At 67.1% G+C, this 13184-nt stretch carries 13 protein-coding genes; 7 read left to right on the top strand and 6 right to left on the bottom strand.

Annotation, left to right across the window (positions count from 1 at the left end):
• Positions 1-26 precede the first annotated feature (26 nt).
• On the top strand, positions 27-2408 hold the full coding sequence (gene pbpC, locus ACZLIB_RS17200) for a penicillin-binding protein 1C (RefSeq protein ID WP_478468223.1): 2382 nt from the start codon (positions 27-29) through the stop codon (positions 2406-2408).
• Between the two features lie 117 nt (positions 2409-2525).
• Here pbpC and ACZLIB_RS17195 read toward each other — a convergent pair whose 3' ends face one another.
• Together ACZLIB_RS17195 and ACZLIB_RS17190 are read right to left on the bottom strand one after the other, a co-directional pair.
• On the bottom strand, positions 2526-3101 hold the full coding sequence (locus ACZLIB_RS17195; protein WP_478468222.1) for a ferritin-like domain-containing protein: 576 nt from the start codon (positions 3099-3101) through the stop codon (positions 2526-2528).
• Between the two features lie 29 nt (positions 3102-3130).
• Positions 3131-3613, bottom strand: coding sequence for a peroxiredoxin (locus tag ACZLIB_RS17190; RefSeq protein WP_032127816.1), 483 nt, complete (start codon positions 3611-3613; stop codon positions 3131-3133).
• A gap of 260 nt (positions 3614-3873) precedes the next feature.
• On the opposite strand from ACZLIB_RS17190, the gene ACZLIB_RS17185 reads away from it, so the two are divergent.
• The gene (locus ACZLIB_RS17185) at positions 3874-4767 is read left to right on the top strand and encodes a DnaJ C-terminal domain-containing protein (RefSeq protein WP_180838652.1); all 894 of its coding nucleotides are present in this window, start codon (positions 3874-3876) and stop codon (positions 4765-4767) included.
• Positions 4768-4930: 163 nt separating this feature from the next.
• Here ACZLIB_RS17185 and pilH read toward each other — a convergent pair whose 3' ends face one another.
• Positions 4931-5302, bottom strand: a complete 372-nt coding sequence (gene pilH / locus ACZLIB_RS17180; RefSeq protein WP_005410644.1) for a twitching motility response regulator PilH — start codon at positions 5300-5302, stop codon at positions 4931-4933.
• An 88-nt stretch (positions 5303-5390) separates the two neighbouring features.
• Positions 5391-6386 (bottom strand): YhdH/YhfP family quinone oxidoreductase, encoded by a 996-nt coding sequence (locus ACZLIB_RS17175; RefSeq protein ID WP_478468221.1) that lies wholly within the window; start codon positions 6384-6386, stop codon positions 5391-5393.
• Positions 6387-6539: 153 nt separating this feature from the next.
• Between ACZLIB_RS17175 and hflK the strand changes: the two genes are divergently transcribed.
• The 5 genes from hflK to ACZLIB_RS17150 all read left to right on the top strand — a co-directional run bounded on the left by hflK (position 6540) and on the right by ACZLIB_RS17150 (position 11459).
• Positions 6540-7673, top strand: coding sequence for an FtsH protease activity modulator HflK (gene hflK / locus ACZLIB_RS17170; protein WP_049401370.1), 1134 nt, complete (start codon positions 6540-6542; stop codon positions 7671-7673).
• Positions 7670-8533 (top strand): protease modulator HflC, encoded by an 864-nt coding sequence (gene hflC, locus ACZLIB_RS17165; protein WP_010482785.1) that lies wholly within the window; start codon positions 7670-7672, stop codon positions 8531-8533. The genes hflK and hflC overlap by 4 nt, the downstream gene beginning before the upstream one ends.
• A 67-nt stretch (positions 8534-8600) precedes the next feature.
• Positions 8601-8786, top strand: coding sequence for a DUF2065 domain-containing protein (locus ACZLIB_RS17160; protein ID WP_005410640.1), 186 nt, complete (start codon positions 8601-8603; stop codon positions 8784-8786).
• 594 nt (positions 8787-9380) lie between these two features.
• Entirely contained in the window at positions 9381-10673 is a 1293-nt protein-coding gene (locus ACZLIB_RS17155; RefSeq protein WP_014038120.1) for an adenylosuccinate synthase, read from the top strand.
• A gap of 117 nt (positions 10674-10790) precedes the next feature.
• On the top strand, positions 10791-11459 hold the full coding sequence (locus tag ACZLIB_RS17150; protein WP_478468219.1) for a hypothetical protein: 669 nt from the start codon (positions 10791-10793) through the stop codon (positions 11457-11459).
• Here ACZLIB_RS17150 and ACZLIB_RS17145 read toward each other — a convergent pair.
• Together ACZLIB_RS17145 and ACZLIB_RS17140 are read right to left on the bottom strand one after the other, a co-directional pair.
• Positions 11395-12069, bottom strand: a complete 675-nt coding sequence (locus tag ACZLIB_RS17145; protein WP_478468218.1) for a M23 family metallopeptidase — start codon at positions 12067-12069, stop codon at positions 11395-11397. The genes ACZLIB_RS17150 and ACZLIB_RS17145 overlap by 65 nt on opposite strands.
• Before the next feature lie 4 nt (positions 12070-12073).
• Entirely contained in the window at positions 12074-13036 is a 963-nt protein-coding gene (locus ACZLIB_RS17140; RefSeq protein ID WP_132810612.1) for a L,D-transpeptidase family protein, read from the bottom strand.
• Between the last annotated feature and the right edge of the window lie 148 nt (positions 13037-13184).

The following is a 13184-nucleotide window of genomic DNA, read 5'->3' as shown; positions in this document are numbered from 1 at the left end:
GGCAAGCTCCAATCCGGCACGCTGCAATGAAGAAGACGATGTCGATCCGGCTGGCGGCCCTGCGCCGCTGGCTGCGGCCGCTGTGGCCGTGGCTGCGCTGGGGTACAGCGGCACTGTTGGCACTGCTGCTGGTGCTGGATTTCGCCTTCCCGCCGCCGCTGCCGAAGCAGCGCGATACCAGCACCCTGGTGGTGGCTGCCGACGGTACGCCGCTGCGTGCGTTCGCCGATGCCGAGGGCGTGTGGCGCTATCCGGCATCGATCGACAGCGTCTCGCCGCTGTACCTGCAGGCGCTGCTGACCTACGAAGACCGCTGGTTCTGGCGCCATCCGGGCATCAACCCGCTGGCGATCCTGCGTGCCAGCGGCCAGTTGCTGCGCGGTGGTCGCATCGTTTCCGGCGGCTCGACCCTGACCATGCAGGTCGCACGCATCCTCGACCCGCATACGCGCACACCCTGGGGAAAGCTCAAGCAGATGCTGCGCGCGGTGCAGCTGGAAGTTCACCTGAGCAAGCGGCAGATCCTGGCCCTGTATCTGGAGCGCGCGCCCTACGGTGGCACCATCGAGGGCGTGGAAGCGGCCAGCTGGGCCTATCTGGGCAAGCCGGCGGCGCAGCTGTCACATGCCGAGGCCGCGTTGCTGGCGGTACTGCCACAGGCACCAAGCCGGCTGCGCCCGGACCGCCACCCGGAAGCCGCGCAGAAAGCGCGCGACAAGGTGCTGTCACGCATGGCCGAACTGGGCGCGTGGACGCCGGAGGAAGTGCAGGATGCGCGCATCGAGAACGTGGTGGCGCGCTCGCTGCGGCCTCCGCTGCACGCCGCACTGCTGGCGCAGCGCCTGCACTCGGCGCATCCGGGCCAGGCGCGTATCCAGAGCAGCATCGACATCGGCCTGCAGCGCACGCTGGAAGAGCGCGTGGCCAGCTATTTCTCGACGCTGCCGGAGCGCACCTCGGCAGCCTTGCTGGTGGTCGACAACCAGACTCTGCAGGCGCGTGCCTACGTCGGTACGTTGTCCTTTGGTGACCGCCAGCGGCTCGGCCACGTCGACATGGTGCAGGCCTGGCGGTCGCCGGGCTCCACGCTCAAGCCGTTCCTGTATGCGATGGCGCTGGACGATGGCCTGATCCATTCGGAAAGCCTGCTGGTCGATGCGCCGCAGAGTTTCGGCAGCTACCGGCCCGGCAACTTCGACATGGCCTTCAATGGGCCGATCGGCGCGTCCAGTGCGTTGCGCCTGTCGCTCAACGTGCCCTCGGTGGACCTGCTGCAGCGGGTCGGGGCCGCGCGCTTCGCCGCGCGCCTGTCGCACTCCGGCATCCAGCTGCGTTTCCCGCCGGGCAGCACGCCCAACCTCTCGCTGATCCTGGGCGGTACCGGTGCGCGGCTGGAAGATCTGGTCGGCGCGTTCGCGGCGCTGAACCGCAACGGCATTGCCGGACGCGTGCGCTACACCGATGACGAACCGATGATCGAGCGGCGACTGGCCTCGCCGGGCGCCAGCTGGATCGTGCGCGAAATGCTGGAATCGAACCCGCGCCCAGGCTACAGCGTCGGTACGTTCGATGTCGGTGGCCGCCCGCGTGTGGCGTGGAAGACCGGCACCAGTTACGGGTACCGCGATGCGTGGGCAATCGGCAGCACGCGCCACTACACCGTGGGCGTGTGGGTGGGCCGGCCGGACGGCACGCCGCTACCGGGCCAGTACGGCGCGGTGACTGCGCTGCCGCTGATGTTCGAAGTGGTGGACAGCCTGCCGCGCCAGCGCGGCGATTCGGCTGCTGCACCGATGCCGGCCAGTGTCAGCCAGGAAGACATCTGCTGGCCGACCGGTGAACGCGCCGAAGGCCTGCCGACGGCGCTGTGCCAACGGCGGATGCCGGCCTATCTGCTGGACGGCGCGGCACCACCGACCTTTCCCGAGCGCGAGGCGCGGCGCTGGCAGCCGGGGCGGCAGCGTTACCTGGCCGACGCGCGGACCGGCCTGCGTGTGTCGGCCGATTGCCGTAATCCACATGAGGAAGTAGCGCGCGAGATCGCGCGCTGGCCGGCGTTGTTGTCACCGTGGCTGCCCAAGGCCACACGCGCTGCCTCGCAGTTGCCGGCGCTGTCGCCGGATTGCCGCGACGACGGGCGTGAGGCCAGCGTGGCCCTGCACATCGATGGCCTCAATGATGGCGCCACGCTGGCGCGTGCGCCGAACTCGGAACATGGCGTGCGCCTGCAGCTGCGCGCGCTGGGCAGCGAACAGGCGGTGGACTGGTTGCTGGATGGCCGTTGGATCGCGCAGACCCGAGGCGCGCAGTTGATGCAGCGCGAGTTCGCCGAGCTGGGCACACATACGCTGACCGCACTGGCGGCGGATGGCGCGTGGACGCAGGTGCGGTTCAACGTCCTGCGGTAGGTGCTGGGAATGGCCCGGCGACCCGACGGATCCATGCTCTGGTAGGTGCCAACCTTGGTTGGCACGCGATAAATGCGCCCACCAAGGTGGGCATCTACCAAGGCGTATGCGGGGCCGCTATTCCCCGATCCACCCATCCAGCAGGTCGGCGAATTCGTCGGCGTGTTCCTCTTCCTGCGCGAGGATCTCTTCAAGGATGCGCTTGGTGGTGGTATCGCGGTCGCCGATGAAGTTGATCATCTCGCGGTAGCTGTCGATGGCGATGCGTTCGGCCACCAGATTCTCGCGGACCATGTCGCGCAGGTCGCTGCCTTCCTTGTATTCGGCATGCGAACGCGCGGTCAGCGTATCGGGGTTGAAGTCCGGCTCGCCGCCGAGCTGGACGATGCGCTCGGCCAGCTTGCCGGCGTGCGCCTGTTCCTGCTGTGCATGTTCGAGGAATTCGGCTTTCACCGCGTCGGCCAGCATGCCCTTGGCCATGAAGTAGTGCCGGTAGTAGCGCAGCACGCATACGTACTCGGTGGCCAACGCATCGTTGAGCAGCTTGATCACCACCTTGCGGTCGGCGCTGTAGCTGTCGGTGATCGCACCGTCCTCGATGTTGCGTCGTGCACGCTCGCGCAAGGTCTTGCGATCGCTGATGCCGAGTACCTTGGCGGCAGATTTGGGAGCTTTGGCTGGCTTGCTGGACATGGCTGGCCGTTTCCTCTTGCGGTGGAAGATCAGGTTGGCAGGTGCTCCAGCACGTATTCGGCCGAAGACACTTCGAACTGGCCGGGCTGCTCGATCCAGGCCGCACGCACCACGCCATCCACCACGTACAGGGCGAAACGGCGTGAGCGGATGCCCATGCCCGAGGCGCTGGCGTCGAGCTCCAGGCCGAGCGCACGGGTCAGTTCGGCATTGCCGTCGGACAGCATCAGCAGGCCGTCGGGCACGCTCTGGTCGGCGGCCCAGGCCTTCATCACGAACGGGTCGTTGACCGCCATGCAGTAGACATCGATGCCGCGCTGGCGGAACGCCTGGAATTTCTCGACGTAGCCGGGCAGGTGGCGCGCCGAGCAGGTCGGGGTGAACGCGCCGGGCACGGCGAACAGCACCACCTTGCGTGCGTCGAACAGCGAATGCGTATCGAGCGTTTCGATGCCCTCGCGGATGCGCTTGAGGGTCACTTCCGGAATGCGGTCGCCGACATGGATGGTCATGGGGAACTCCTTGCTGGGGCAGGCTAGTGGGCCGGATGGGACAGGGGCGTCAAGACATTGGAAAACCCGTGTGCAGGCCCCATCTTCAGGCTTTGCGGCGGGGGCTTCCAGCCACAGCGTGGTGCATGGGGATGGCAGCCGCATTGCGCAGGATCAGTCGGCCTCACCGTGGCCGCACGAGGGGCGGCGTAGCATGCCGGCGCGTAGAATGAACCCGGGGCGGCGCCACCGGCGCGGCCGAAGCAGATCGAGGTAGCTGGATGGAATTCAAGGATTACTACGCCACCCTGGGGGTGGAACCGAGCGCGGGCGAGGCGGAGATCAAGACCGCCTACCGCCGGCTGGCACGCAAGTACCACCCGGACGTCAGCAAGGAGGCCGGGGCCGAAGACAAGTTCAAGGCGGTCAACGAGGCCTACGAGGCGCTGCGCGATCCGGAAAAGCGCGCGGCCTACGACCAGCTGCGCGCGCAGGGCTATCGCCCGGGCGAGGAGTTCAACGTGCCGCCGAACTATGGTGGTGCTGGCGGTTTCAATTTCGAGGAAGTATTCGGCGGTGGCGGCCCCAATGGAGGCTTCAGCGACTTCTTCGAGAGCCTGTTCGCGCGCCAGCGTGGCGGTGGTGGCGCTGGTCCGGGGCCGGGCTTCAGCAGCCAGGGCCACGCGCCCAACCGCGATACCCGCGCCAAGCTGTCGGTTCCGCTGGAAGCGGCCTACAGCGGCGACAGCCTGCGCATCACCGTCAACGGCAAGCAGCTGGACGTGCGCGTGCCCAAGGGCATCCGCCCGGGGCAGGTGATCCGGCTGGCCGGGCAGGGCAACCATGGCGGCAACTTGCTGCTGGAAGTGGAGTATGCCGCCCACCCACAGTTCGAGGTCGATGGCCGCAACATCCTCTATACGCTGCCGGTGACCCCGTGGCAGGCCGCGCTGGGTACCAGCATCAGCGTGCCGACCCTGGGTGGAGCGGTGGAATTGAAGATTCCGGCCGATTCCGATGCCGGCCGCAAGCTGCGCCTGCGCGGCCGTGGGCTGCCGGGCAGCCCGGATGGCGACCAGATTGTTGAAATCGAGATCGTGGCCCCGGCCGCGACTGACGAGGCGCAGAAGAAGGCGTACCGCAATCTGGCCAAGGCGTTCGGCGAAACGATCTGAAGGTAGCGCCGGGCCATGCCCGGCGGCTTTAACATGTAGAGTCGAGCCATGCTCGACTGCTCTTGATGAGTCGAGCATGGCTCGACTCTACAGAAGCGTGCCAACCAAGGTTGGCACCTACCAGAGCGGTGGGCCAAGCAGGGTTGGCACCGCCAGGACGGGCTCAGCCCTGCCCGGCGAACACCCGTTCCAGCACCTCGGACAGTTCGTCTTCCGAGAACGGCTTGGTGATGTAGGCCTTGGCGCCCTGGCGCATGCCCCACATGCGGTCGGTGTCCTGGTCCTTGGTGGTCACCAGGATCACCGGGATATGCCGGGTCGCCTCGTCGCGCGCAAGGGTGCGGGTGGCCTGGAAGCCATTGAGGTTGGGCATCACCACGTCCATCAGGACCAGGTCGGGCAGCTCGGCCTTGGCGGTTTCGACCCCGGCGGCGCCATCGGTGGCGGTCAGGATCTGGTGCCCGAGCTTCTCGACGATGCGCTGTATCCCCAACAGCTGCGACGGTGAGTCGTCGACGATCAGAATGCGTGCCATGTTGTTCCCCATGTAATGCCCGCAGTGTAGTGCGGGCCCATTACTGGCGGGAGGGGCGCATCTGCCGTCCGTCGCCTGCCTGCGACGTTCAGTCGATCCGCACCACCGTGCGGCCCAGCGAACCGCCCGCCAGCATCCGTTCGAACACGGCAGGAAGGCCATCGAGGCCGACTTCGGCGGTGCAGATGCGGTCCAGCTGCTGCGGCTTCCAGTCACTGCCCAGCCGCGACCACACTTCTTCGCGCAGCCCGCGCGGTGCATTGGCCGAGGACACGCCCAGCAGTGACACGCCGCGCAGGATGAACGGCATCACCGTCATGTCCAGCGTCGGGCTGGCTGCCAGGCCGGCACTGACCACGCTGCCGTAGGGCACCGTCTGTGCCAGCAGGCTGGCAAGCATGTCGCCTCCGGCATTGTCGAGGCCGCCGCCGAAGCGGGCCGAATGCAGTGGGCCGGTGTCGGACAGTGCCTCGCGCGGTAGTACTTCAGTGGCGCCGATACCATGCAGGAACTCGGCCTGGTCCGGTTTGCCGCTGACTGCGTGCACGGTGTAGCCGGCACGACTGAAGATCGACAGCGCCAGCGCGCCGACACCGCCGCTGGCGCCGGTGACCGCCAGTGGGCCGAGCTCCGGTGTCTGCCGGTTGTCCTGCATGCGCAGCAGCGCCAGCGCTGCCGTGAAGCCGGCGGTGCCCAGCACCATCGCCTCACGCGGGGTCAGCCCGGCCGGCTGGGCAATCACCGCACGCGACTCCAGCCGCACATACTGGCTGTAGCCGCCATCGCGGGTTTCGCTGAGGCCGCAGCCGGTGGCCAGCACCGCATCGCCTTCACGCCAGTCTGGATCGGTGCTGGCAACCACGGTGCCGGCCACGTCGATGCCCCCCACCAGCGGGAAGCGGCGCAGGATCCTGCCCTTGCCGGTGCCCGCCAGCGCGTCCTTGTAGTTGACCGAAGACCAGTGGGCGCGGATCAGTACCTGGCCGGGGTTGAGGTCGTCGACATTGAGCTGGGCCAGGCCGCTGCGGTAGCCGGCGTCGTCGTTTTCGATGCGGAAGGCGGTGAACGGGGTGGTGGGGGCCATCGGCGTTGCCTGACTTCGAGGAAAACGCCACCTTACCCCGTTGCCCCCCTTTCGATCCTGCCGATCCGCCCCATCTTGTATGATCGGTGATGGTTTCACGGCTGGTGGTGCGGGAAGGGCCCGCGCCGCAGCCCAAATCTTGATGGAGCGTGCATGGCCTGGAATACACCCGGCGGCAACAAGGGCGGACAAGGCCCCGAGGACAATCGACGCGGGCCCTTCGGGTCGCGCGGCGGTGGCAATGGTGGTGGCTGGGGCGGACTGCCCGGGCCGCTGAAGGACCTGTTCGACGGTGGCATCATGCGTTGGGTGGTGGCAGCCGTGGTGTTGCTGGTGCTGTTCTCCAGCTTCCAGCTGATCGGCGAACAGCAGCGTGGCGTGGTGCTGCGCTTCGGCCAGTTCTCGCGCATCCTGCAGCCCGGCCCGAACTTCAAGCTGCCGTGGCCGATCGAATCGGTCACCAAGGTCAATGCCACCGAGATCAAGACCTTCTCGATCCAGGTGCCGGTGCTGACCCGTGACGAGAACATCGTCAACGTCTCGCTGAACGTCCAGTACCGCATCGACGACCCGCAGCAGTACCTGTTCGGCACGGTCGATGCCAACCAGGTGCTGGAGCAGTCGGCGCAGAGCGCGGTGCGCGAGGAAGTCGGCCGTGCCGACCTCAACGCGGTACTGAACAACCGTGGCCCGTTGGCCGTGGCCGCCGAGGAGCGCCTGCAGGCGCTGCTGAAGGCGTTCAAGACCGGCCTGACCGTGACCGGCCTGACCCTGCAGGACGCCCGTCCGCCGGAAGAAGTGAAGCCGGCCTTCGACGAGGTCAACGGTGCCCAGCAGGTCAAGGAACGCTTGATCAACGAAGCCCAGGCCTACGCCGCCAAGGTCGTGCCGGAAGCCCGAGGCCAGGCCTCGCGTGCCCGTACCACCGCCGAAGGCTACAAGCAGGCCGTGGTGTCCAAGGCCGAGGGTGACGCGCAGCGCTTCAGCCTGTTGCAGGCCCAGTACAAGGACGCCCCGGAAGTGACCCGCAAGCGCCTGTGGCTGGAGACCGTGCAGCAGGTGCTGAGCGAGAACCGCAAGGTGATCGGTGGCGATGGCCGCCAGCTGATCTACGTGCCGATGACCGGCGATACCCGTCCCACCACCTCGGCGCCGCCGGGAGTGACCAATCCGGAGGTGGTGATGCCGTCGCTGCCGGGTGCAGCGGCGGAAGCTTCCCGTGATCCGGGCCGGCCGGTGGGCCGCCCGACCGGGCGACCGAGCGGCCGTGAGGAGGGCAGCCGATGAAGAGTCCTATCTGGATTGCCGTGATCGTGGCGGTGGTGCTGGGCCTGCTTGGCTCGGTGTACGTGGTCCGTGAGGACCAGACTGCCATGGTGCTGAACCTGGGCAAGGTGGTGCGTTCGGACATCAAGCCGGGCCTGCACTTCAAGGTGCCGGTGGTGGAAACGGTGAAGGTCTTCGACCGCCGCTTCCAGGTGCTCGACACCGCCCCGGCGCGTTACTTCACCGCCGAGCAGAAGGACGTCAGCGTCGACTTCTTCGCCATCGGCTACATCTCCAACGTGGGTGACTACTTCCGTGCCACCGGTGGCGATCCGCGCATCGCCAACGCCCGCCTGGCACCGATCATCACCGACTCGCTGCGCAACCAGATCAACTCGCGCACCCTGCAGCAGCTGGTCTCCGGCGACCGCAGCGAGCTGATCGCCGAGCAGCTGAAGGGGATCAACGAAGCGGTGGCGGGCCTCGGCATGCAGATGATCGACCTGCGCATCAAGCAGGTGGACCTGCCGACCGACAGCCAGGTGATCAATGACGTGTACGAGCGCATGCGCGCCCAGCGCAAGCAGGAAGCGGCCAAGCTGCGTGCGGAGGGCGAGGAGCAGTCGCTGACCATCCGCGCCCAGGCCGACCGTGACAGCACCGTGCTGATCGCTGAGGCCGAGCGTGATGCACAGCGCCTGCGCGGTGAAGGCGACGCCGATGCGGCGCGCATCTATGGCAAGGCCGGCTCGGCCGACCCGTCGTTCTACGCGTTCTACCGCAGCCTGGAGGCCTACCGTGGCTCCATGACCGACGGCAACGGCGTGATCGTGCTCGACAAGAACGACCCGTTCCTGCAGTACCTGAAGAACGACCGCTGAGGTCGCAGGGCAGTACCCCACGGGGCCCGGCCAGATGCCGGGCCCCGTGCTTTTTCCGGAGTCCCCCATGAAAGATCTGTTCGCCGCCGTCTGCCTGGTGGCGGTGCTGGAAGGCCTGTTCCTGTTCGTCGCCCCGTTCGCCTGGAAGCGCATGGCCGAGCGCCTGCTGGACCTGCCCAGCCCAGCCCTGCGCAGCTTCGGCGGGCTGGTGCTGCTGGCCGGCCTGAGCCTGCTGTGGTGGGCGCGGCATTGAAAGGGTCGTGCCTGACCGGCCGGTACATGCGTGGCCCGGCTCTGGTAGATGCCAACCTTGGTTGGCATTGCCGGCCAGCGGCCGGCACTACCGGGAAGCGCCTGACCGACCGGCACATGCGTGGCCCGGCTCTGGTAGCTGCCAACCTTGGTTGGCATTGCCGGCCAGCGGCCGGCACTACCGGGAAGCGCCTGACCGACCGGCACATGCGTGGCCCGGCTCTGGTAGATGCCAACCTTGGTTGGCATTGCCGGCCAGCGGCCGGCACGACCGGGAGGCGCCTGACCGGCCGGTACATGCGTGGCCCGGCTCTGGTAGATGCCAACCTTGGTTGGCATTGCCGGCCAGCGGCCGGCACGACCGGGCGGGGCGGCTGACCGGCCGGTGAAGCCGTCCGTCGGAAAGGTGGCACCCGACCCCGGAAACCCGGATAATGCACAAAAGCCGGACGGGCCTCCCCGTTCGGCTTTTTCCGTGTCTGGGCCTTCCATCGCCGGCTGCTCCCCGTTTGGAGCCGCCCTCAAGGTGCTGGCCAGCCCCGCCACGGTTCAACCGTCCGCGGCCCCGATGGCCGCAACATATGAGGAGCCCGTCATGGGTCAGTCTGTCGTAGTGTTGGGTGCCCAGTGGGGCGATGAAGGCAAGGGCAAGATCGTCGATCTGCTCACTGAGGAAATCGGCGCCGTCGTGCGCTTCCAGGGCGGCCACAACGCCGGCCACACCCTGGTCATCAACGGTAAGAAGACCGTCCTGCACCTGATCCCGTCGGGCATCCTGCGTGACGATGCGCTGTGCCTGATCGGCAACGGCGTGGTGATCTCGCCGGCCGCGCTGCAGAAGGAAATCGCCGAGCTGGAAGCCTCCGGCGTGGAAGTGCGTTCGCGCCTGAAGATCTCCCCGGCCGCGCCGCTGATCATGCCGTACCACATCGCCCTGGACCAGGCGCGCGAGCGCGCTGCCGGCGGCAAGGCGATCGGCACCACCGGCCGTGGCATCGGCCCGGCCTACGAAGACAAGGTGGCGCGTCGCGGCATCCGCATCGCCGACCTGCATTACCCGAAGCAGCTGGAAGAACTGCTGCGCACCGCGCTGGATTACCACAACTTCGTGCTGACCAAGTATCTGAACACCGATGCGGTCGATTTCCAGAAGACCTTCGACGAAGCGCTGGCCTTCGGCGAATACGTGCAGCCGATGAAGTCCGACGTGGCCGGCATCCTGCACGACCTGCGCAAGCAGGGTAAGCGCGTGCTGTTCGAAGGCGCGCAGGGTGCGCTGCTGGACATCGACCACGGCACCTACCCGTACGTCACCAGCTCCAACACCACCGTCGGTGGTGCACTGGCCGGTTCCGGCGTCGGCGCCGATTCGATCGACTACGTGCTGGGTATCGCCAAGGCCTACGCCACCCGCGTTGGCGGCGGCCCGTTCCCGACCGAGCTGGACGACGAAGTCGGCCAGGGCATCCGTGACCGCGGCGCCGAGTACGGTGCCTCGACCGGCCGTCCGCGTCGCTGCGGCTGGATGGACATCGTCGCGCTGAAGCGCGCCGTGGCCATCAACGGCATCAGCGGCCTGTGCATCACCAAGCTGGACGTGCTGGATGGCATGGAAAAGCTGAAGGTCTGCATCGCCTACGAATACAACGGCAAGCGCACCGAGTACGCGCCGCTGGACGCGCAGGGCTGGGAAGACTGCACCCCGGTGTACCTGGAGTTCCCGGGCTGGAGCGAGAACACCCACGGCATCACCAACTGGGACGACCTGCCGCCGGCCGCACGTGCCTACCTGCGTTCGCTGGAAGAGCTGGCCGGTTGCCCGATCAGCATCGTCTCCACCGGCCCGGACCGCGACCACACCATGGTCCTGCAGGATCCGTTCGCCTGAGGTAGCGCCGGGCGCTGCCCGGCGTAGGTGACAGGAAGAGCCCCGCGAAAGCGGGGCTTTTTCGTTACTGTGTCGGCACGGCCAGCAGGGAAATGACGTGATGACCCGGATGTCAGCGTGAAGGGCGTAACGGTGGTGCGGATCACCCTGTGGGTGCTGTGGAGCCTGTGGGTGCTTGCCTGCGCGGTGCTGGTGCTGGGCGCGATCGCCAACCACATGGCCTCACGCACGCAGGTGCTGCCTCTGGTGCTGAGCCCGGGTGCGACGGCCGAGGTCACGGTCTACCGCTTCATCGATGACCAATTGCGGCTGCGCCTGCGCTACGCGGATGACGGTACTTCCACGGCGATCGATCCTGAGGTGCGCCTGCGCGTGGAAACCCCGACAGATCAGACCGACTTCCGCGCCGAAACGCGTTCGGGCGTGCCGGGTTCCGGCATCACCCGCGCGCTGGAATCGGTTGTGCCTGCTGGATTTGCCGCCTCGTACTTCGGTTATGGCCGGGGGGATGCGCTGCCGCGCGGGCGTTCGTGGCTGCGGGTGACCGTTCTGGAGGTCGAGCCCGCGCTGGCGGGGCGCGTGGCCTCGGTGGAACTGCTGCCACCGATGGACGTACTGAAGCTGACCGACCTGGACTACGCGTGGCTGTGGCCGTTCTTCTTCTGGAAGGTGGCGGCGTTGTTCCTGCTGATTCCGGGCGCTGCGCTGGTGGTATTCACCATCACCTTGCGGCACTGGCAGCGTCGGGCGTCGAAGCCGCCTGTTTCAACAGCGGATACGGATTGATCGACTCTCCCTTCCACCACTGTTTTTCCGGGCCCAGCAGGTGCACCTCAAAGTGCAGGTGCGGGGCCTCAGCGCTGGCGTTACCGGTGCTGCCCACGTAACCGATCACCTCTCCGCGCTTGATCACCTGCTTCTCCGCCAGGCCATCGGCGTAGCGCTGCAGATGCGCGTAGTAGTAGCACCAGCGCCCGCTGGGCTCGAACTGGTAAATCGTCAAGCCGCCGCGCTCGCTGTTGAACAGTTTTTCAACCGTTCCATCGGCCACCGCCAGCACCGGCGTACCGGTATCGGCCATGATGTCGATGGCATCGTGCACGCGACCCTCGCTGCGTGCATCGGTGAACGTATCGCGCAGCCGGGACGCATGGATACCCTGCACCGGCAGCAGCAGACCGGACGGTGCATCCGCAGTCTGCGCGGCCGACGGCGCGGTGTTGGCGGGTGGGGCTGTTGCGGGTGTCGCTACAGATTCCTTCGCCGGCGCCGCTGCCAGTGCCGATTGCGCTTGCGGCAGCGGGGCGGGTACCGGATCACCCGCATCGCGGTGCAGCCACCAGCCTGCACCCAGCCCCAGCAGAACGCCCAGCACGATCAGTTGCGAAAGGCGCATCGGCTCACTCCTGCATCACCACGGGTACCGAGGTATCCACGGCATCGGCCACGCGCAGCGCATCCCAGTTGGTCATGCGCACGCAGCCATGCGATTCGGTCTTGCCCACATGGCCGGGTTCGGGCGTGCCATGCAGGCCGTAATGCGGCTTGGACAGATCGATCCAGACCCGCCCGACCGGATTGTTCGGACCCGGTGGCAGGGTGGCCTTCTTTTCGCCCTTGCGGGCATCCCAGAACAGTTTCGGGTTGTAGTGGAACGGCGGGTCGCGGTAAACGCCCAGGATCTTCCATTCGCCGATCGGTAACGGGTCGTGCTGGCTGCCCGACGACACCGGCACCTGTGCGATCACCTTGCCCTGCGCATCCAGCAGCTGCAGCGTGGAGTCGGATTTGTCGACCACGATCTTCGCCGCCTTCGGCAATGCGGCCAGTGCGATGTTGGGTACCTGGATGCGGCTGCCGGCCTTGGTCAGGTCCACGCCGGGATTGAGCGCCTTCATCAGCTCAGGGGAGGCATGGAAGCGCTCGCCGAGGGCTTCTTCCACACTGCCGTAGCCCAGCGATGTGAGCTTGGCCTGGGCGGCGGGCCCTTTCGGTGTGGCCTGGAACGGACCGGCAACATCCTCAGCAGTCAGCGTGTAGCTGGCCAGCGGCCCAACGGTATCGGCCTGCAGGGCCTTCCAGGTGGTGTCGTCCAGTTCGCCCGTTACGTCCAGCCCATGCGCTGCCTGGAAACCCGACACCGCGCGTCGCTGGTTGCTGCCCATTTCGCCATCGATCTGGCCAGGGGAGAAATTCGCGCGATCCAGCAGCACCTGGGCGTGCAGGGCGGAGTGGGGTGCGGTATCCGGTCCGGCCGTTTCGGCAATGGGTGCGGGCAAGTGGGGCGGCGGCGCCTGCGCGAAGGCTGGCGACGCCAGCAGCGAGAGAGCGAGCAGGGTGGATCGGGACACGGGCAAGGGCATTGGGATCTCCAGCAGGTCACGCCTCCACCTTGCCCGCAGCAGCCGCCGAGCCACCGTGAAAGGGATCTGATGCCCGCATGAGCAGCCATGGGTATTGCAGCCGTGTCCAGCGCGCAGGTGCTGCTGCGCAGGGGGCTCACCAAGGTGA

This window comes from Stenotrophomonas sp. 220_Sma, from assembly GCF_056487375.1.
The sequence above is the reverse complement of the archived record's forward strand: the minus strand, read 5'-3'. Positions and strand labels throughout refer to the sequence as shown.